The organism is Paenibacillus sp. CF095 (assembly GCF_900101225.1).
GTDB lineage: Bacteria > Bacillota > Bacilli > Paenibacillales > Paenibacillaceae > Paenibacillus.
In genome coordinates this window covers 503080-523921 of sequence record NZ_FMZN01000001.1, presented here as the reverse complement: position 1 = coordinate 523921, position 20842 = coordinate 503080, and the positions used below count along the sequence as shown (strand labels likewise).

The following is a 20842-nucleotide window of genomic DNA, read 5'->3' as shown; positions in this document are numbered from 1 at the left end:
TTATATTGTACCTTAAAATCAGGGTATTTTATTCAGCAACGCCGCTAAAAAGAGAGACCACCCACTTGATCCCACTGTGTGAGAGATTTTGCAATAATCCAGCCGTTTTGTCTGCCAACACATCAACCGGAGCCTTATTTTGATCTGCCCCAAGCACTTGGCTTGGTGACTGAACAGGTACAAATTGTGGTTCTTTGATTTCCTTTTGGACAGGTGCAGTCGGAACAGATTCGGTAACCGATGAAGTTGGCTCAGTTGTCACAACGGTTGACGTGCCTCCCGATGGATTGCCCATATGAAAGTTGCTGCCAGCCAGCTGCATTCCAAACAGAACACCCAGCAACATTAATACAACGATGGATAACAGTCTTTTACCGAATCTGGACATGTGCATTGCCTCCTGTCACTCTCTACTATTTTTCCTTCTTACATATATGGTTCCTATCCACCCTGCGACGAGGTTTTGGCACTGGCTTTGTCCACCTTCTGATCTTCCCAATACACTTGGGCAATCATGTCTGCTAGAATCTTCGATGTCCGTTGGAGCTCAGCACCTGTGTTGTCGATACCACCAATCTCAATCAAAATGCTGTTGGGTGAGAGGGTTTGGTTATACTCTCCATTGTTGGCCCCTCCGCCGTCCTTGCCCCAGACACCACGGGATACCCCAGGATACTTGGCTTCCAGTTTCTTGTGAATTTTCGCTGCAAAGGCTTCATTCTGTCGCCAATTTGGATTTTCATGTCCAATAATGAAATACACTTTGGCGTAGCCCAAGTCATTAATAGTGGTTGTTGTTTTGCCATGACGCTGTGAATCGCGATGAATGTCTATGAGATACGTCAGATCATCATTTTGAGCAAGTGCCGCTTTTACCGTTTGACGCGAGTATTTATAGGAATAGTTCCAGTTATAATCCTTTACTTTAGTGGGGTAATCATCCTTGGCATGCTCTACGCCGATTCCCAGCTTCTCCAGACTGTCTGAGAGGTAGGTCCCCACTTGAAATACATTGCCTGTTGATTTGCCTGATGATGGATTATCACTTTTCGTACCTAGCAGTGGATTGTAACCTTCCCGTGGATGGGAATGATAGATAAGAATTGATTTTTTGCCTGTTGTCGGTGAGCCTGAATTGTCTTTCTCACCATTCTTCGCTGGGGGATCCTCTTTACCTTCTCCATCTCCAGGCTCACTCGACTCAGGCGGATCCGTATTGTCCTGGCCTGGTGGAACATGCAGTTCACTACCGGGTTTCCCTCCACCTGCGGAAGCCGTATCCGTAAGACCGGGACCGGGTTGATAATCTTCAGGAGCCTCGGCTTTTTCGTTACCAGATCCAGGACGGAGCAGAACAGGTTGGTTGGAACCCATGCCCGGCATTTCTCTCGCAATCAGGCTCTTGGGGTCTTGAGGATTTACATTCGTTAGTAATTGGAAAACAAATGAGGTGAGATTCTCACCGGATATGGCAGAGGTCTGTTCCTTCTGGGTGAGATGAGGCATCTCCATACCGAGCATATCAACAAAAAAGCGGCTTGATACGGCACTCGCAAATCCTTTCATGGAAGAAACGGGTGAATTATTCAAGCGTTTCTCTGCCATGCCCCCCAGACCCAGTACGACAAAAAACAAGGCAGATATGATCATAAGCAACAACAACGTACGGCCCATGGCCAGCACGTGCAGACATCTTTTTTTCCACTTCCCAATATTCCAGGCCAATATCTTGTTCATTCTGATGTCTCCTTCCCTGCTGGACAACTCTTATACTTCAACTCTATGAGCCGGCCCAATTTGATAGAACAGGAAAATGAAAGATTCCAGAAACAAAAAAAAGAAAGTCCGATAGATTCGGACCTTCTTCTCAGCAGTTTTAAGTTTTAATGTGTATAGGCGGCTACGTTATCTGGATTCACTGCATCGTGGAGTGCAGCGTTAAGTCCTGTAGCGATAACATTGGCAATTCCCTCAATAAACTCATCGATTTCCTTTGGGGTAACTATGAGGTCATGACCCAGTGGCTCAAGTACCTCTTTCACCAGACTCAAGCGATCTTGCTCACCGATGTCGTCCAGCATACCCATGATCTGTTTGGTCTGATCCGTTTCCTGGCGAAAGTGTGAACGCATCATCTCAATCACATTGTTCACAATAGTGGACGCATAACATACGGTTGGTACTCCGATGGCGATGCAAGGCACACCTAATATTTCACGAGTCAGGCCACGCCGTTTGTTTCCAATACCGGATCCCGGATGAATACCAATGTCCGCTACCTGAATCGTTGTATTTACACGTTCCAAGGAACGGGAGGCCAGCGCATCAATCGCAATAATGGCATCCGGCTTGGTCCGATCTACAATCCCCTGTACGATGTCACTGGATTCAATGCCCGTTGTACCTAACACGCCGGGAGCAATCGCGCTGACTTCCCGATACCCTGGCGCTACCTGATCTGGCACCAATTCGAAATACTGACGGGTTACCATCAGATTTTCCACAACAAGTGGACCGAGTGAATCCGGGGTGACATTCAAGTTGCCCAGGCCAACAATCAAGACCTTGGATGTTTTGTTGATTCCAGCTTTAACCATAAAATCTTCCATTTCACGTGTGAACTCGGCAGCAACTCGCTCTTGTAACTCGGTATCACCATTCCGTAGTGAAGGTACTTCCAAGGTGACATAGTGACCTTTCACCCGACCAATAGCCGTTGCTGCTTCTTCAGTCAGGACATCAATGCGTGTAATCGTAATGCCCTCTTTTTTCTCCACATCTTCCCGCAGTCCGGGGATCGTCTGTTTCTGTCCACCTTGCGCCATTTCCTTGGAGTCGATCGCCAAATCGGTACGAACTGTATAGTTTTGCAAATCCAGTGTCATTCTGTCCCTGCCTCCCTTACCGCATTTGAGCATATTGTGTGGGAAAAAGGGTTTCTTTATACAGCATGTCGAACATCGTAGGAATATCTGTTGCATTTTACATGCTAGCGTGATAGAATATTTTAAGTTGTGAAACGTTTGTATTCATGCAAATGCCTTACAGGAGGTGAATGTAATGCCAAACATCAAATCCGCTGTTAAACGCGTAAAAACGAGCGACAAGCGCCGCGCACTCAACGCTTCCCAGAAGTCTGCACTCCGTACAGCTGTTAAAGCTGCTGATGCTGCTCTGGTAAGTAACGAAGTTGATACTGCAAAAGCTGCGATTCAAGCTGCTTCCAAAAAGCTGGACAAGGCTGTAACTAAAGGTCTGGTTCATAAAAATGCTGCAGCACGCAAAAAGTCTCGCTTGGCGAAAAAACTGAACGCTCTTTCCGCACAAGCGTAAGAAGCGTTACTTATACGATCCAATGGAAAAATCCTGAACAGCATAGGCTTTCAGGATTTTTTAGTATCTGATTCGATAAGTATAAGACACAAACAAAAGCGACCTTTATTCCGATGATTAAACGATCATGGAGCAAAGGTCGCTTTGTTTGTTATTCACACTAGTAATCTATTACGTTTACGTGTCCATTCAGGCACCAAGTCTCAATAAGAACAGCTCCAGACCAAGCACTTTATCCACCGCTCCTGTTTTCATCTGGTAATCCAGTTCGCTGAGGTGACTCAAAATCATTCTCAGACGTTCCGGCTGAAATTTACGAGCTTGTTCACCCGCAATCTTAACAGCATACGGATGCAGACCAAGCTGACTGGCAATCTGCTGCTGGGAGTAACTTTGTTGGCCCAACTCTTTCACCTGGATCATGATCCGAAACTGACGTGCGATTAAAGCCGCAATTTTAATCGGTTCTTCCCGCTGCTTCAGCAACTCATAGAAAAGAGCCAACGCTTTCTCCAGTCGCAAATTAGCGAGTTCTTCTACCAGCGAGAATACATTCTGCTCTGTACTACGGGCAACCAGTGACTCGATATCAGCACGCTTGATTGTCCCCCCATTACCCGCAAACAAACATAACTTGTCTACTTCAGCAGACAGGGTCTGAAGACCTGTTCCTGCATAGCTGATCAACGTTTCCGCCGCTCCCGTCTCCAAGGAAACATCCCGCTGCTTCGCCAGTTTCACTATCCAATTCAATAACTCATCTCCACTGAGTGGAGCAAAAGCAAGAACTACTGCCTGTTTCTTGACAGCCTTCACCAGTTTCTTACGCTCATCCAGCTTATCCCCTTGGGCCAAGAAAACAATCGTACTGTAATCTGCCGGATTTTCCATATATGTAAGCAGACGATCAACCTGATGTTCAATCTTGGATTCTTTACCTGCGGTGAACAGGCTCGCGTCCCTTACAATAATTAATTTGCGAGGAACGAGAAAAGGTACAGTCTCTGCTTCTTCAATAACGACCTCCACAGCCGTTTCAGACAAATCATATGGAATAATCGCAAAATCACGATGTTCTTCTTCAATAACCTGTTCTTTTAACATATCCGTAAATTGCTGTATCTGGTACTTCTCCGTTCCGTACAGCACATAGATCGGTGCCGTTTCTCCATTACGTATTGCCTTTGTTGCACTTTTTACATCCATTCACGGCGCCTCCTTATCCCTCTTATCCTACCAGAAAAAACGCAAGACAACAAAGGGACCTTACATCCAGTTATGGATGAAGGTCCCCTGTCCTACATCTATATAAACGCAGACACCAGCAGTTCTAGAAAAAGCCGGTGCGCGGTCATACGACGTCAGTTGTTTGAACTGAGATAGGACGTTTTGTTACTTCCACTATATGCTTGTCATACTGAAAATGTTCTTTCGTTTAGAGGAGCGCACTCCCCATTTTTAATTATTTCGCAGGAGCTCCACCTGAAACAGCAGGTACATTAAACGAGTTCTTCGCCGTTGTTCCGTCCTTGTCCGTTTCGTAATTAAATAGAGTACCATCCTTGGACCAACTCGCTGACTTCAGTGTCCCCTCTATACTGCGTTGTTCAACCAAATTTAGAACATCCGGTTCATTGGCAGGTTTGGAGTATATGCTGAGTTGATCACCAATAAGCATAACTACATAGGAGCCGTCAGGTGATTTCCATTCTTTTGGTGCTGCCGTTGTAGTCATTCCCTGATCCGGTCCTGCCGCGAATCCTTTGTTTCCTCCAGAAGCGTCTGCACCTGCACTGGAATCAGGTACAGTATTACCTTCAACCGGAACATCTTCAGTCATATTAGGTGTTGTATCCTGAGAAGTGAAGGATTTCGCATCTCCATTTTCCGTTTCTGTTACTCCATTCTCTTCCCCATCTGCAGAAGATTTAGGAGAATCTCCTGATCCCTGAATTCTCTGCTCAGAATCTTGGTTCTGAACCTGATTATTCTGATTATCGGTCGAAGGAGTTTTAGACGAATTATCCTGAGTTCCTTTATTCCGAGCAGGTGTTGATTCGGTAGCCGGTTGTTGAGGTGCCGGATCTGATTGAACTTCAGGCTCCTGTACCTTATCTCCACCATTCTCTTCAGGCAAGGTTTCTACGCCTTGGTTGTCTGGTTCAGTCGGTGAAACATTCGATTGATCCACAAACACATCGTTGCTGCTTGGTTGGGCTGAAGTGGCAGGATCAGAATTTTCAATACTCTTGCTCAATGGATTCTCATCCACATTGCCACTCTCTTGAGAAGCCCCAGAGCTCATCAGCATGGAATCGGCATTCTCAATCTGTTCAGGCTGGTATCCCCAGATGGCAAATCCCAAAACAACTGCTGCTGCCGCTGCACCCATGGACATACGTCCTGCCATTGAGTTAAGCCATTTTTGCTTCGTTTTCCGCTCACTTGAACGTTGTAAATTCTCAAATGCAGCGGGGACAGGATTCATTTCCTGTATGGTGCTACTTTGTTCCTTCCGCGCTTCGTCAATGGCATCAAGCTGTGGCATAATCGCATCAACCAGACTAAATTTCGGGCTTACTTGCGGTAATTCTTCCAGTTCTCTGGAAAGAGCTCTGAGTAAACTAAAATTCTCGGCGCACTCCGGACACTTCGCCACATGCTGTAGCATCTGCGCGGTTTCCGCCTCGCCCAGATCATGATCCAGATAGCGGTGCATCCATTCCACCACCTCTTCGCATTTCATCCTGTCACACCACCTTTCTGATATTCCTGTAGTAGATTCTGTAATTGCTGTCTGGCTCTAAATAAATAAGATTTCACCGTATTCAACGGAAGATCGAGACAATCCGCAATTTCATTGTAGGATAAGTCCTGCAAATATCTTAGAACAATAACGGTACGATGATGCTCGGGAAGCTTGTTGATCGCATCCTGAATGTCTTGGGCCACATATGTAGACATGACCTCGTATTCCACATCCTGATTATCCTGAAAAACCATGTCATGTTCGTCAATGGAGACAGACGGCTTGGTTCTTCTGAATTTATCAATACAGATGTTCGTAACGATGCGTTGTACCCATGTTTTGAATTGGGCCTTTTCTTCGTATGAGTTGATTTTGGTGTAAATTCGGATCAACGCTTCCTGCGCAGCATCCAAAGCGTCCTGTTCATTATTTAGAATGTAATATGCGGTCCGATAGACATGTTGTTCAATCTCCCGCAATAGGGTAATTAGAGCGTCGCGATCGCCCGATTGAGCGGCTCTGATGAGTTCCGGCTCTACCACAAAGGATCCCCCTCTCCCTGCAACCTTACAGACGTAATCATCAATAAAATTGTTGCAAAGTTAAGTATTTTTTTAATTTGCCATAACAAAATAACGGCGTATGTATTAGGGCCGCTGAAATCTTCTCTTAGAATAACAGAAATTGCATAACGAGTCACCAAACGTATCCAAAAGGGATTCCATTACTTACACGACTCAATTCAAATGCAATGGCATACATTATAGATAAGCACTTTTTTGGCTCCTAAAATAAAAAAAGTCGAAATTTGTCCAAATTTAAGCTGATTTTAATGCAATTTTCATGAAAATAGTGTATTGTAAATTTACATTCATAAACACGAGGTGATGAGCATGCCAGCTCTTGCGAAAATTCAAGCTTTAAAAGAACAAATGCCCAAAGAATACCAAAGTATTTCCCACTTTGTGGAACATGCATTGGAGTCCATTGATACTCTGGTCGAGGAACATCGGAAGTACGTAGCTGCACAGGCATTATACGGCGATAAAATCGTTGGATCGGAAGAACGCTTGTACAGAGAAACCGTACTTGATGTCAGAGCACAGCTGTTGATGACTCTTGAGAAAACGGTAGAAGATCTGTTGCACAAAGGCGATAAACACTGGAACAAACACTTTAAGGATGGCGTGGAGTAGTTCTTATATTTCTTCTACCATTTGAAAAAATGGCCCGTTTTCCGATATTCTCCCTCGTGGAGTGTAACGGAAAGCGGGCTTTTTTTGTGCTGTGCTGTAACCTGCAATCAATTGAAGTGATTAAGTGATGAATTGGTATCATCTCAATCAGCATAAAATCGTTTAACTGTTTCTTCAACCTCTGTATGTTAAAATATAGTAACTCCCTTAGTTTATCTCTTGTTGAATATAGTTATTTAAGATGGAGGTCAATATTCGAATGACAAAATCCCATAGAATCAATAGGCCGCGCGGAAAAATAGTTGCAGCTGTATTAACTGCAGTTCTCATTTCACTTGCAATGGGGATATATCACTATGTCCCTATAGATGAAAGATTAGAGAATACTTACTATTATTCATTCGGGTATAAATTTGCGGTTGGATTATTGATTAACCTCGCTATTTTACTTTTCTTAATTACGCCACTTTCTATATTGGCGGATGGATTACTTTTATACAGAAAAAAAGATAATACGTATATGAGATTAATCGTTGCTATTGCAGCATATGTTCTATTAGGCTTCACAGGTGGGATCATCTACTCGATATTTACACGTAACTTCAATACTTTTTCTGCTCAAACTATCCACATTGTTTTATGTTCTCTTGTCTTTTTAACCTTCCAGTTGGTATTAAATCGGCGTTTTTACATTTATCATCACACCGATAAATAGGTTGCGTGCCGTCACATCCGTTTTTATGCACTCTTCAACCTGCTTATTATGCGGGGCTTGTAAAATCCGTTACTCAACTCCAACCAGCTTGTACCGGATATCGATCTTCCCATCTTTCACTCTCATCTGGACCTCACCCATCTGATCCGTCCGATAAATATCTGACCCAATAGCCTCCAAACGTTCCATCACTCCCGGATTGGGATGCCCATATGTATTGTTAACTCCTGCAGATATCACAGCGGTTTTGGCATTCCAGTATTGGAGCCAGGCTTCGGTGGACGACGTTTTACTACCATGATGAGCCACCTTTAATACGTCAATGGAGATAGATGATGATGCTGAAAGATCATTTGAATTGTCCTGCAACTGGCGTGTAAGTACCCTTTGTACAACTCCCTCTGTAACTCCAATATCTGCACCTTTCTGTTCAAACTGAGCAGCCAACGAGCCATCCTGAATCATATAGAGCAGGTCCTGCTCGGCTGCTGCATCCATGTCTCCGGTGAACAACATGGAAGTCCCAGCCATGTCCAGCAAAAAGACAACGGAATCATGATTCTGGTGTTCAGATACAGGCAAACTGCCCGATACATTTACATCCATATGTGCCAGATCTGGAGCTATAAAATGTAAACTTGTCTCTTTATCAACCTTATAGGACATGCCTTGCTGAATGGCGTACAGAGGAATTTTACGTTCCATGGCTGTGTCCAGTAATTTATCAAAGTTATCCTTACCGCTGGTCGTTCCATTAAACATGAAACGTTTAACCGGAATCTGTTCCAGCACAGCCTGTAGTCCTCCGGCATGATCCTGGTCAGCATGCGTTACAATGACAGCGTCCAGTTGATGGATACCTCTTTTTTTCAATAGAGGAACAACCACCTTGGCACCTACCTCATACGGATCACGTCTTGTTTTCCACGATTGTTCGGTGTTCCCAAAACTAACTGTTCCCCCGCCATCCACCAGAATGTGTTTGCCTTCCGGGGTTGTAATCAATGTGCTGTCTCCCTGACCAATATCCAAAAACTGCACAATGCCGGTTCCAGCAGGCTTGGGAGTCTGATATGCCCACCACAATCCAGCAACAAAGCTGATTGCGAGCAAGCCGCACAACCCGCGCTGAACTTTACTCATTCGTTGATGCGCATAATAACCTGCACCTCGTGCAGTAAATACACTTGTATACTCCGGCCAGGCAATACTGGCTCCTAATGTCGTTAATGAAGTTTCTTTTCCATCTACACGGTTCTTACCTTGATCCTGTGCTACGTTAGACATCGAAGAGCGAATGCCCACATTCCCCATGGTAACTGGAGGTTGTCGCCTCACAAGAGGTGCCGTATCCTCCTCAATAAACGCTGTTTCTCGCTGCTCACCATTGCCATGATGCAACAGGTAGAGTAAGGCAAACAACACGGCATAATATGCAGCAATCCATAACAGGGAAGGTGTTGCCCAGATCAATACAAAACCTTGCAGGCTGTTCATCCACTCCACGCTTACAAATGTCAGTTGATTCAGTTGAATCGCAACCCACGCGAGAGGTTTCGCCAAGGGAACCCATAGGAATGACAACAGCATGGCAACCGTCCCTAGAGGTAATACAATGGCACTGATTAAAGAAACCAGCAGAAAGTTGGCCACAAATGAAAGTAATGAGAACTGATTGAAATAGAGAATGGTTACTGGGAATGAAATCAACTGAGCGGTCACCGTAACGGATGCTGTTGCAGCCAGAGATTTCGGCCAGCTGCTGAACAGTCGGTTAATCAATGGCATGTAGATCATCAAACCTGCGGTCACAAGAAAGGATAACTGGAAGCTCACACTTAGCAAAAAGTACGGGTCCCACCACATCATCAGTAATGCTGCTGCACTGATCATCTGAAGACCGTCTCTGGCGAGACCGCGACGTGCCATATACAACCCAATCATGGACATAATCCCTGCTCGAATAACTGAAGGTGATCCACCGGATAACAGTACATAAGCTGGCACCAGGATCAGAACAATCGTAAGTGCCGTCTCTCTGGTAAGCCTTAGCCAGGATAGAATAAGGAGAAGAGAAGCTACATATACAGCTACATGGGTCCCGGAGATTGCCAGGATATGCGTTAGACCCAGTTGTGAAAACTGACCATAGGTGCCTGGATCGATATCAGTAGCCATCCCGATAATAAGACCCTTCATATATCCTGAATGAGGCTCTGGAAATAACTGCTCAACCGCCGAGCCCAACTTATGCCTAGTCCAATCCGTCCACCGTAGTACGTTATATTGTCCAAGTCCCTCAGGAGCAACTGCTGTGACGGAACTGACTCCCTTCACTTTGAACAACCAGTGGATATGCAGGGTTCGCAAATAACTGCGATAATCAAACCCGCCAAAGTTCCTTGCTTCGCCAGGAAGGGCAAAAGAACCATTAAGCGTAATTACATCTCCCCTCTTCCAACCCGCTGCTACCTGTTGTTCTTCTTCCTCCAACAGTCTGACTTGTACCATTAATTGTTCATCTATTTGGAATGCAGATGATGCTGCCAGATCTGTATCTGCTGATGAATCCGATATGGGCAATATTGAAGACATCTGCATCTTAAAATCAGCCCGATCTCCATCAATACGTACATCTGACACAAGCTCACCCTGAATTTCGGCTACCAGACCATCTAATTCTCTAGTAGCGATATGGGTAGTCTCAGGCAGACGGCTATGATTGCGTGCGTCATTCCACTCCCAATGTGTAGCGCCTCCAATAAAGGCAGCGAGTAAAAATAAAACAGACCATCCACGCACATCCATAAAACGAAGTAAAAGTGGCAAACATGCCAGAGCTCCAATTAACCCCCAGATTAACGTCCAGCCTGTTAACGCGCAAGCTATCCCGCTCCCGCACAACCAACAAATCGTAAAACTTAATAATGGTCTGCCTTTCATTTCTACCCCTCCTTCATTTCACCCGTTGAACGCAGAAAAACCCCCGGAAAGCCAATTCAGGCTTGCCGGAGGTTCTCCCTCACGTATTCGATCATATTTACATTAATTGCTCACGGTCATCATCGTTTCCCGCGGGGGCTGGTAATTCTCCAGCCTGCGGAACGTTATGCCCTTCTGTTCCATCATATTTGTAACCTTGCCGGTATCTTTAGGATAAGAACGATGAAACACGATTTCTGTAATCCCGCTATTCGCCAGCATATTGGCACATGTCCAGCACGGTTCGTCGGTCACATACACGGACGAGCCTTCGCGGTCGATTCGATCTGTGAATAAAAGCAAATTTTGCTCCGCATGGATTGTGCGAATGCATCGTTGCTTTTTCACCATTTCTTCTTGCCCATCGGTCACGACCAACTCATACTCTTCCGATATCATGCAACCTGCTTCAGAACAATCCGGGACGCCGGTGGGTGCACCATTATAGGCTGTTCCCAGCAGTTTCTTTCCCTGAACAAGAACGGCACCCACATGACGACGCGAACAGCGGGAACGGGTGGAAACCATATACGCGATGTCCATAAAATACGTATCCCAGTCCTTGCGTACCTCTACTGTACTCATGCTGCTTTCCTCCCGCTCAACACATTTTTTATTCTAATATTACCGGATCTGCACATACGGTGCCATCTTCTCCAGCATCTTCATGCCGATCCCTTTGACCTTTGTCAGATCACTGACTTTTGCAAAAGGACCATGTGCATTCCGATAGTCCACAATAGCCTGAGCTTTCTTCTCCCCAATTCCGGGAAGCTCTATAAGCTTGGAGACAGGAGCGGTATTCACATCAATCTTGCCATTGTCGCCAGCTTCCTCACGAACTACAGGTGGATTACTGTTCGAGCCCGTCTCGGAGGTAACCGAAGGATTCGAATTCGTACCCTGCACAACTGGTTCAGTCGAATTCGAGGTGTCCGGTGGATTATCATTCGTCTTACTTATAGTTTGAGCAACTGAATCACCTTCAACCCCAACGCTCGCAAGCTCTTTAGACTCTCCTGCCTTTGCATCATTTTCAGTCTGCAGCCCACTTACATCCGTTCCCAAAGATGTTCCTGTATTGCCCTGAACCGAAGTAGCCGACTGTACAGCAGGGAGTTCCTGCTCTATCGTCGGCTTCTCGGTGCCGAGCTGCAAGGGTTCCCAGCCACTAGGTGGTTGTTCACTTTTGCCCGACCATAATATGAGTATACTTCCAACCACCGCAGCAGCAATGGTCATCCCTTTATTCCATCTCATTCTTCCACACCTCTCCCTGAATTCAAAATCATTCATTTCGAACACGGGCGGTGCTTCCGAACCGTTGAACTTTCCTGATGAAACAAGTTGTGCATTTTTCATGTCATGTGAAACAGGTCCTCACGCATAGAATAGAGGGAATGAACTGCGCCAGTACCGTAAAGCATGAAAGGAGGCCTGAAACAATGAAGGTTGGATTTATCGGAACCGGCAGCATGGGCAGCCTGCTAATCTATGCCCTGATCCAATCGGGTGCACTGGAGCCCCGGCAGATCGCCGCCAGCAATCGAACCCCGTCCAAAGTACGTCAGTTATCCCTCCGTTACCCCGGTCTGCATGAATCCCAGAGCAATCGGGAAACGGTGATCCGAAGTAATATCATCTTCCTGTGCGTGAAGCCGCTTGAATTCAAACATGTTATTGACGACATCCTGCCTGTCGTGAATCCCAATCATATAATTGTCTCGATCACCAGTCCCGTGCAGCTGCGACATCTGGAATCTTCACTTCCTTGCAAAGTCTCCAAGGTAATTCCCAGCGTCACACACCAAGTCGGCAGTGGAGCATCCCTCTGCATACATGGCGAACGGATGACCAGTGAAGACCGCGCTGTGTTGGAAAGTCTGCTCAGTCATATAGGCAGGCCGTACCAAGTGGATGAAGCCTGTACACGAATTACATCCGACTTCTCCAGTTGCGGACCTGCATTCATTTCGTTCTTTTTGGAACAGTGGATTGAAAGTGCCGTGAAACTGACAGGCATCAAAAGGGCAGATGCCTGCGCTCTGGCTGGCGAAATGCTCCTGGGCACAGGCAAGCTGCTCACCGAAGGAGGATACACCCCTCAAGAGCTTCAGGCTCGTGTCGCTGTACCTGGCGGTATTACCGCTCAGGCACTTGCACTGCTGAAGGTAAGTCTCGACGGTGTTTTCGACAGCCTGATCCACACGACACATGACAAATATGATGAAGATTTGTTAAAGCTGGATGAACTATTCCGAGCCGGTGAGATTAACCGGCAACAATATTAACGAGTTTGCCTGGAACGGCAATGACCTTGCGAATGGTCTTGCCTTCCAGCGCCTGCTTAACAGGTACCAGCTCCATCGTAAAGTCCTGCATACCCTGTGCATCCAGATCCTTCGCGATCGTAGCACGAGTTACGATTTTACCGTTTACCTGAACAACGATTTCTACTTCCGCATCCACTGTCATGGACTCATCATATTCAGGCCAAGCCACGTAAGAGATTCCACCTTCATGACCCAGACGGCTCCACAGTTCCTCTGCCATATGCGGTGCCAGTGGTGACAACAGTTGCACAAAGTTTTCCATCGCTTCGCGAGGCAGTGTATCTGCTTTGTATGCATCGTTGATGAAAATCATCAGCTGGCTGATGGATGTGTTGAAGCGCAGGTGTTCCAGATCTTCCGTAACTTTTTTGATCGTTTTGTGAGCAGTCCGTTTGAACTCATCCGTTCCACCGTCCACCGTAATCTTGTCATTGATAGCTCCTGTGTCTTCGTTAATGAAGAGACGCCATACACGTGACAGGAAGCGGTGCATGCCTTCAACCCCGTTTGCATTCCACGGTTTTGTCGCTTCCAATGGTCCCATGAACATCTCGTACAGACGCAATGTATCTGCGCCGAATTCATTGACGATTTCATCCGGGTTAATGACATTACCACGGGATTTACTCATTTTCTCATTATTGGTACCCAGTATCATACCTTGGTTCACCAACTTGTGGAAAGGTTCTTTGGTCTCCACAACACCCAGATCATACAGCACTTTGTGCCAGAAACGAGCGTACAGCAAGTGAAGCACCGCGTGCTCTGCTCCGCCAATGTACAGATCAACTGGCAGCCACTGCTGCTGTTTCTCCTTGGAGATCAGTTCCTTGTCATTGTGCGGATCGATAAAGCGCAGGTAATACCAGCAGCTACCCGCCCATTGTGGCATGGTGTTGGTCTCACGACGTGCCTTCATTCCCGTTTCCGGATCTACCGTATTCACCCACTCCGTAACATTCGCCAGTGGTGATTCTCCTGTACCCGAAGGTTTGATCTGGTCGATATCAGGCAGCAGCAGTGGAAGTTGATCCTCCGGTACGGTCTTCATCGTTCCGTCTTCCAGATGCAGAATCGGGATTGGCTCACCCCAGTAACGCTGACGGCTGAACAGCCAATCACGCAGACGATAGGTTACTTTCCCTTGTCCTTTACCGTTCTCTTCCAGCCAAGCAATCATCTTGGCAACCGCTTCTTCATTGTTCAGTCCGTTCAGGAAATCGGAATTTACATGCGCGCCATCACCCGAATATGCCTCTTGTGTAACGTCTCCACCTTGAATAACCTCAATGATATCCAGACCGAACTGCTTCGCAAATTCCCAGTCACGTGCATCATGACCCGGAACAGCCATAACCGCGCCTGTACCGTAACCTGCAAGAACGTAATCAGCAATCCAGATCGGCAGTTTTGCACCATTAACGGGATTGATTGCATAAGCGCCAGTGAATACACCTGTTTTGTCTTTGGCCAAATCCGTACGTTCCAGATCACTCTTACGAGAAGCCTGCTCCTGATAAGCCTGAATCGCTTCACGTTGGTCATCGGTTGTAATTGCTTCTACCAATTCATGTTCCGGAGCAAGTACTGCAAAGCTCGCACCAAACAATGTGTCCGCACGGGTAGTGAACACCTTAATGACTTCCTCGCGACCTTCAATGGCAAATACAACTTCTGCACCTGTCGATTTACCGATCCAGTTGCGCTGCATATCTTTGATGCTTTCAGACCAATCCAGCTCTTCCAGGTCCTCCAACAGACGCTCTGCATACTCGGTAATTCTCAGAACCCATTGACGCATCGGTTTGCGTACAACCGGATGTCCACCACGTTCACTCTTGCCATCAATAACCTCTTCATTAGCAAGTACCGTTCCAAGGGCTTCACACCAGTTAACTGCAACTTCATCCACATAAGCCAGGCCCTTATTGTACAGCTGGATAAAGATCCATTGTGTCCATTTATAGTATTCAGGGTCCGTTGTGCTGATCTCACGATCCCAGTCATAAGAGAAACCGAGCGATTTGATCTGGCGACGGAAATTGTCAATATTACGGAATGTAATATCTCGTGGATGTTCACCTGTATCCAGTGCATGCTGCTCAGCAGGCAGACCGAAAGCATCCCAACCCATTGGGTGCAATACGTTGTAACCGCGCATACGTTTGTAACGGGAAACGATATCCGTTGCCGTATATCCTTCCGGGTGACCTACGTGCAGACCTGAACCGGATGGATAAGGGAACATATCCAGTGCATAAAATTTCGGTTTAGCAGGGTCCTCACCCGTTTTAAACGTTTTATTTGCATCCCAGTATTGCTGCCAACTTTTTTCCATGACTTGTGGCTGATAGCCGTGTTTTGGCTGGTTATTCTCACTCATCTATTGTTCCTCCTTCAGGTTATTCGCTTTAGCTTTAATTGCAACAAAAAAACCTCAGCATCCCGTAGCGTTTGCAGCGCTAGGGACGAGAGGTTGAATTCCCGTGGTACCACCCTAGTTAGCGGACGAACGTGCTTCGTCATCCACTCCCTTTGGACCTGTAACGGCGGTTAACCGATGCGGATTTCCATTCCTAAACCCAAGCTTTATACAAGCAGGTTAAACAGAATGGTGTAATCACCGCATTTCTCCAAGGCGAGTTCGCAAATCACTGTCAACCGGCTTGCACCAACCGCCGGCTCTCTGTTATGTACAGGAATTACTACTGATCCTTATCATCGAAATATGTATACAATATCGGGACCATTATATAAAAAAGCAAGACCAAAGTCAATATTACACGTTATAATCGCCATCTTGAAGTCTACGGTTTGTACCCTTCATAACGCTGGTTGCTGTTCAGGATAACCGAAAACGCTCAATGCCTTCCTCCAGATTATGAATGGTCCAATTCACATGTTCCTGATTATCATATTGACGATAAGCGCACTCAATGCGCAGCACCAGATCAAAGTACAAGTCATACAGACTTCTTCTTTTCAGCTCACTTTCAGTTGTAATCGCATGCCCATACCCTTTCACAAAACCGGGAGTATAGTTAAAATGACTGAAATAATGCTCCATCAGAGGATCTGCCCACAGTGAACGTTCAAAATCAATCATCGCTGTGATGCGACCTTTGTCTACTAGAACATTGCCATCCCACAGATCCCAACTGACAAGCACAGGTTCTTTGACATCGTCCAGCACATTGGATTTTTCTTCAATCAAACGTCTCAATTCAGGGTAATCGATCGAAAATGTAATTCCGGCTTCTTCACCATCGGTAAGAATGTCATCCATCAGATTCATAAATGCTTCTTTCCATGTGGAATAACGCTGTTTTTGCTCCGAGAAATATCCAAACTTCTCACCCTTGATTTCATTAATTCGACGATTGTACCGACCTAGCTGGTGTTCAATGGCTTCCTGCTCTTCCGCAGAACATTGATCCTTAACCTGATTATAGGGTGTTCCAGACATATACTCCATGATAAAATAACGCGCTGAAGCCATAGTTAACGAATCATCATAAGCCAGCACTTGGGGTACGGGAACATCCTGTAGCTCCGTGATGAGGCGTAGTGCCTCAACTTCGGCAATCATGAGATCCTGTTCACAGCGCATCAGATTTGTCGAAGCCGACGGTGCAATTTTGAGTACCACCCGCTGTGCGTCACTTAGGGTAATGAGATATGCATGATTGGCCCAGCCATCCACCATTTCCTTATAGTCCAGTATACTTGCAGAGAAATGCTGCTCTATTATGACATTCAGTTGTTCTGACGTAAGTCTTGTTTTATATGTACTTTCCATTTCTACACCTCACATTGACAATTGATTTATTTTCTTAGAAAACGCTTTCTATCCGACTATTATCGCCTCCTTTACTTTAACTGGCAATACTTTTTGTCACGTCGATAAATCTTTTCTTGCATCCCTTTACCCTATTTAAGAATATTGCTATTCATTCTCCATGGAAAATCAAACAAAAAAACTGTCCTTATGCACCATACATAAGGACAGTTCTCATTATACGCTCTTACTTCACAGCAACGTAAAACAAGCGCTGTGCGCTGTCTTCGGCCTCTTTCCATTCAAAATCCGCATATACCTTCACGTCTCTAAAGCCTGCTTTGGACAACTCCAGCTTCATCCAGTCCGGATTATATGCACGCTGTACATGAACTTCTTCAAAGCGCTGGTACATATCCTTGCTACCATCATCCACACGCGAAAAAATACTGAGATGATGCTCAATCTCACAGCGATCCTGATCCAGATCACAAGTCCAAATATACGACACGGAGCGCTCATCCAGTACAAAAGGCTGCTCTTCATCATAACGAATAAGGGTATTGGGATGATGCACATCAAACAGGAACGTTCCACCAGGCTTCAGCATCTCGTATGTCCGCTGGAATGTTCGAATGACATCTTCTTGTTCAAGCAGATAATTGACGCAATCACAGAAAGATATCACCGAATCCACAGGTTCCGGAACTCGCCATTCCCGCATATCCTGCTGCACCCAACGGACACTGCCCTCGCGGTACAAGCGATGACCCTGAGGCGTAGCCTCCATCTTGCTGCGCGCAACCGACAGCATATCTGATGAGAGGTCAATGCCTGTCACTTCGAAACCGGAGTTCACGAGCGGGATTGTAATGGAGCCCGTTCCACAGCCAAGTTCAGCGACACTTTTGGGCATTCCATGCTTTTCCCATGCTGTTCTTGCAAACCTTATCCAGTCTGGATAAGGCATATCTTCCATTAATTCATCATAGACGTAGGCAAATTTCCGGTAAGACATGTCAGGCACCGCACTTTCAATTTCATTTTCGAATTGATCTATATAAATTGAACCAAAGAATATTTACACTGGACACTCCAATGACAGAACAACCTTCCGATCGCTGTTATCCCCAGATTTTTTTGATTCCTTTTATAAAGGATTAAATCCGGGGATAAAGGCGAACGCTAGCTTCTTCAGGTTTTTTCTGTCCTCTCCGTTTCGTGTAAATGTTTAGTTCAATTTATATAACAAAAGAAAAAGCAGGGGCATCCGGTGTTTACCCAGCCTATCCCTGCCTTATCCGAGTTCCATATTACAACTATTTAATCAAAAGAATTACTTGTTTTCACTTTGATCCGCAGGAGCAGATTCGGACAGATACGTCCAGCTTTCCTTTTGGACCACCAATCCGTCCTTCATCAATTTACCCAAGGCACGCTTGAAAGCTGACTTACTGATGCCAAAGCGCTGCTTGATGATATCCGGCGGAGTTGCATCAGAGTAAGGCATGCCGCCCATAGGACGCTCTTTCATAAAGGCGAGCAGCTTGTCTGCATCTTCGTTACGTCCAACTTGTTTGAGTTGAGTCATGGCCAGATTCACACGTCCGTCTTCACGTACCAGTGTCACCCGACATTTAACTTTCTCACCAAGACGCAGCATATGACTACGTTCAGATGAATGAATCATACCAATCGCGCCAAAGCCCAGTACACCGCCTTCTACAAGTACAAAAGTACCCATCTGCAGCGGCTTGTATACAGTCGCTTCAACCCACTCGTTTAACCATGAAGTTGGCGCATGGAAAGACAATGGTGAAAGCTCACGTTCCCCGGCCAATTTGGCACGCAGACGTCCCTGCTTGTCATGTTCCATGATTACAAAGACTTCATCCCCCACTTGAGGACGCAGTTCTTCCAGCTCAGGCAATTCACGAATAGGAAGCAGCAATTGCCGTCCAAGGCCCATTTCCAGGAAACAGCCCAGTCGTGGGTGAACATCAGCCACAACCAGTCGTGCCATTTCGCCAAGCATGAGATAAGGCTTTTTCATCGTTACGGCCAGACGATCTTCCGTATCAAAGAATACAAATACCTCAAGCGTCTCACCAATTTTAATATCCCGTGTTAACTCGGTGTAGTGAAGCAGTACATCTTCCGATCCTGTCGTCAAAAAGAAGCCAAACGGAGACACTTCACGTGACACCGGCAAAGAGACGACTGTTCCAGCAATCAAACTCATACAGTTTCCACCACTTTGGCATCAGACCATAGTCGTTCAATGTTGTAGTATTCACGCTCGTCACGGTGGAAGATATGAACAACAACATCGCCCATGTCCATCAATACCCAACGTGCGGAATCCATACCTTCGATACCTTTGATCGTCGCTCCGGCTGCATGAGCCTGTTTGCGAATTTCAGTAGCAATGGCTTGTACCTGTGTATCGGAATTCCCGTGACAAATAACAAAATAATCTGCCACCAGAGAAACATTAATCAGATCCAACGCTACAATATTGGATGCCTTTTTGTCGTCAGCGGCAGCAACCGCCATATTCATAAGTTCTTTCGATGATACTGTCATGAACCAACCTCCATAATCTATAATTGAGCAATCAAGTCATTGCGCGACAACACGGTTAAAGGATAAATCACACGGCGCTGCGAGATCAGCAAGCTGATCGTCGAGTCGAATCCGGCAATTAATCCTTCCTCCAGACTATGTTCAGCCTGTTCCCGAATGTGATCCACTCCCGGGAAATCTCGCCCCGGTTCAATATAATCGGCAAGACATACCACCTTGTCCAGCAGGCTCATGCCCACCCGACCCGAGGTATGCCACCGGATGGCATTAATCACTTCGGAATCCTCTACACCGTAATCACGCTTGGCTACAAGAGCACCGACTTCCGAATGCCAGAGCTGCTTGTCATGCTGCAGAAGTTCCTGGTTTAATCCGTTATCGCGGATGACCGCTTCCATCTCCGCTACGGGCCAGTACTTCGCCACATCATGCAATATCGCTGCCAGATCTGCTTTCACAGGATCAGCACCGTATTTTTCAGCCAACATCACTGCCGACTCCATCACGCCAAGTGTATGCTTCCAGCGTTTTTCCGGCATTTGCCCGGATACGGCTTGTATTAGTTTCTCACGGCTTAGTCCCATATAAACCGCTCCTTACAATGTATTGGTGCACCTCATCAGGAATCATGAAGCGTACCGAATGACCTTTGGCAAGACGTCTGCGTACGGCTGTTGATGAAATATCCACCAAGGGCATCTCGGCCAGCAAGACCCGATCCTGTAACTCGTCTGGTAGATCATCCAGATGTAACTGGAAACCCGGCCTACCAACCCCGATAAAGGTTAGGCGTTCGGCAAGTTCTTCAATCTGCTCCCATTTGGGAAGATAGTTCACCATATCCGCCCCGATAATGAAATAAAATTCATGTTCAGGATGGCGCCGCCACAGTTCCTTCATCGTATCAATTGTATAAGACACTCCGCCCAATTCCATCTCAATACCCAGCACCTCATATTGCTGCACACCCTTCACAGCCGCTTCCGTCATATCGAGACGTTGTTGTCCCGAAGCTCCGGCTCCGCGTTTGTGAGGTGGAACATGGGAAGGCATGAACCAGATCTCATCCAGTGCATGCGAGTCCCTTGCCGCTTCAGCTGCCAGGAGGTGTCCCATGTGGATCGGATCAAACGTACCACCCATGATGCCGATCTTCACCTGCGTCACGCT

At 46.2% G+C, this 20842-nt stretch carries 20 protein-coding genes and 1 other annotated feature; of the genes, 4 read left to right on the top strand and 16 right to left on the bottom strand.

The genetic code is table 11. The annotated features are described in order from the left end of the window. Positions 1-28 precede the first annotated feature (28 nt). From BLS69_RS02275 to gpr, 3 genes are all read right to left on the bottom strand, one after another. Entirely contained in the window at positions 29-388 is a 360-nt protein-coding gene (locus BLS69_RS02275; protein ID WP_091028368.1) for a hypothetical protein, read from the bottom strand. A gap of 53 nt (positions 389-441) precedes the next feature. Continuing rightward, entirely contained in the window at positions 442-1737 is a 1296-nt protein-coding gene (locus BLS69_RS02270; RefSeq protein ID WP_091028365.1) for a stage II sporulation protein P, read from the bottom strand. Between the two features lie 146 nt (positions 1738-1883). Next, positions 1884-2885, bottom strand: a complete 1002-nt coding sequence (gene gpr / locus BLS69_RS02265) for a GPR endopeptidase (protein WP_091013937.1) — start codon at positions 2883-2885, stop codon at positions 1884-1886. A gap of 175 nt (positions 2886-3060) precedes the next feature. Here gpr and rpsT point away from each other — a divergent pair, with 175 nt between their 5' ends. Next, positions 3061-3333 (top strand): 30S ribosomal protein S20, encoded by a 273-nt coding sequence (rpsT, locus tag BLS69_RS02260; RefSeq protein ID WP_024628504.1) that lies wholly within the window; start codon positions 3061-3063, stop codon positions 3331-3333. 189 nt (positions 3334-3522) lie between these two features. On the opposite strand, the gene holA is transcribed toward rpsT, so the two are convergent. From holA to BLS69_RS02245, 3 genes are all read right to left on the bottom strand, one after another. Beyond that, a complete protein-coding gene (gene holA / locus BLS69_RS02255; protein ID WP_091028363.1) occupies positions 3523-4539 on the bottom strand; it encodes a DNA polymerase III subunit delta in 1017 nt (338 codons plus the stop codon). A 256-nt stretch (positions 4540-4795) separates the two neighbouring features. Next, complete coding sequence (locus tag BLS69_RS02250) at positions 4796-6079, bottom strand: zf-HC2 domain-containing protein (protein ID WP_091028361.1); 1284 nt, start codon at positions 6077-6079, stop codon at positions 4796-4798. Then, positions 6076-6624 carry an RNA polymerase sigma factor gene (locus BLS69_RS02245; RefSeq protein WP_017687205.1) on the bottom strand — a complete coding sequence of 183 codons (549 nt, stop codon included), beginning with the start codon at positions 6622-6624 and terminating at the stop codon, positions 6076-6078. Before BLS69_RS02245 ends, BLS69_RS02250 begins: the two co-directional genes overlap by 4 nt. 351 nt (positions 6625-6975) lie before the next feature. On the opposite strand from BLS69_RS02245, the gene BLS69_RS02240 reads away from it, so the two are divergent. Next, positions 6976-7278: a hypothetical protein gene (locus tag BLS69_RS02240; RefSeq protein ID WP_062835531.1), complete on the top strand. Its 303-nt coding sequence runs from the start codon at positions 6976-6978 to the stop codon at positions 7276-7278. 259 nt (positions 7279-7537) lie between these two features. After that, positions 7538-7993: a hypothetical protein gene (locus BLS69_RS02235; RefSeq protein ID WP_091028359.1), complete on the top strand. Its 456-nt coding sequence runs from the start codon at positions 7538-7540 to the stop codon at positions 7991-7993. Positions 7994-8062: 69 nt separating this feature from the next. Here the strand turns inward: BLS69_RS02235 and BLS69_RS02230 are convergent, their stop codons facing one another. The 3 genes from BLS69_RS02230 to BLS69_RS02220 all read right to left on the bottom strand — a co-directional run bounded on the left by BLS69_RS02230 (position 8063) and on the right by BLS69_RS02220 (position 12235). Continuing rightward, entirely contained in the window at positions 8063-10936 is a 2874-nt protein-coding gene (locus tag BLS69_RS02230) for a ComEC/Rec2 family competence protein (RefSeq protein WP_091028357.1), read from the bottom strand. A 102-nt stretch (positions 10937-11038) separates the two neighbouring features. Further along, on the bottom strand, positions 11039-11560 hold the full coding sequence (locus BLS69_RS02225; RefSeq protein ID WP_091028354.1) for a deoxycytidylate deaminase: 522 nt from the start codon (positions 11558-11560) through the stop codon (positions 11039-11041). A 39-nt stretch (positions 11561-11599) separates the two neighbouring features. After that, entirely contained in the window at positions 11600-12235 is a 636-nt protein-coding gene (locus tag BLS69_RS02220; protein ID WP_256332213.1) for a ComEA family DNA-binding protein, read from the bottom strand. 185 nt (positions 12236-12420) lie between these two features. Between BLS69_RS02220 and comER the strand changes: the two genes are divergently transcribed. Then, positions 12421-13266 carry a late competence protein ComER gene (gene comER, locus BLS69_RS02215; RefSeq protein WP_036615122.1) on the top strand — a complete coding sequence of 282 codons (846 nt, stop codon included), beginning with the start codon at positions 12421-12423 and terminating at the stop codon, positions 13264-13266. Here the strand turns inward: comER and leuS are convergent. The 7 genes from leuS to BLS69_RS02180 form a co-directional block, all read right to left on the bottom strand. After that, the gene (gene leuS / locus BLS69_RS02210; protein WP_091028353.1) at positions 13247-15691 is read right to left on the bottom strand and encodes a leucine--tRNA ligase; all 2445 of its coding nucleotides are present in this window, start codon (positions 15689-15691) and stop codon (positions 13247-13249) included. The two genes, comER and leuS, sit on opposite strands and share 20 nt — an antisense overlap. A gap of 78 nt (positions 15692-15769) precedes the next feature. After that, positions 15770-16039 (bottom strand) — a binding site (T-box leader). Between the two features lie 111 nt (positions 16040-16150). Continuing rightward, the gene (locus BLS69_RS02205) at positions 16151-17107 is read right to left on the bottom strand and encodes a phosphotransferase family protein (protein WP_091028350.1); all 957 of its coding nucleotides are present in this window, start codon (positions 17105-17107) and stop codon (positions 16151-16153) included. 226 nt (positions 17108-17333) lie between these two features. Further along, positions 17334-18104: a class I SAM-dependent DNA methyltransferase gene (locus BLS69_RS02200; protein WP_091028347.1), complete on the bottom strand. Its 771-nt coding sequence runs from the start codon at positions 18102-18104 to the stop codon at positions 17334-17336. A gap of 318 nt (positions 18105-18422) precedes the next feature. Next, entirely contained in the window at positions 18423-19328 is a 906-nt protein-coding gene (locus BLS69_RS02195) for a CvfB family protein (protein WP_036668546.1), read from the bottom strand. Then, positions 19325-19672 (bottom strand): ribosome silencing factor, encoded by a 348-nt coding sequence (gene rsfS / locus BLS69_RS02190; RefSeq protein ID WP_036615136.1) that lies wholly within the window; start codon positions 19670-19672, stop codon positions 19325-19327. The genes BLS69_RS02195 and rsfS overlap by 4 nt, the downstream gene beginning before the upstream one ends. Positions 19673-19689: 17 nt before the next feature. Then, positions 19690-20256, bottom strand: coding sequence for a bis(5'-nucleosyl)-tetraphosphatase (symmetrical) YqeK (gene yqeK / locus BLS69_RS02185; RefSeq protein WP_091028345.1), 567 nt, complete (start codon positions 20254-20256; stop codon positions 19690-19692). Next, complete coding sequence (locus tag BLS69_RS02180) at positions 20240-20830, bottom strand: nicotinate-nucleotide adenylyltransferase (RefSeq protein WP_074095918.1); 591 nt, start codon at positions 20828-20830, stop codon at positions 20240-20242. The genes yqeK and BLS69_RS02180 overlap by 17 nt, the downstream gene beginning before the upstream one ends. Between the last annotated feature and the right edge of the window lie 12 nt (positions 20831-20842).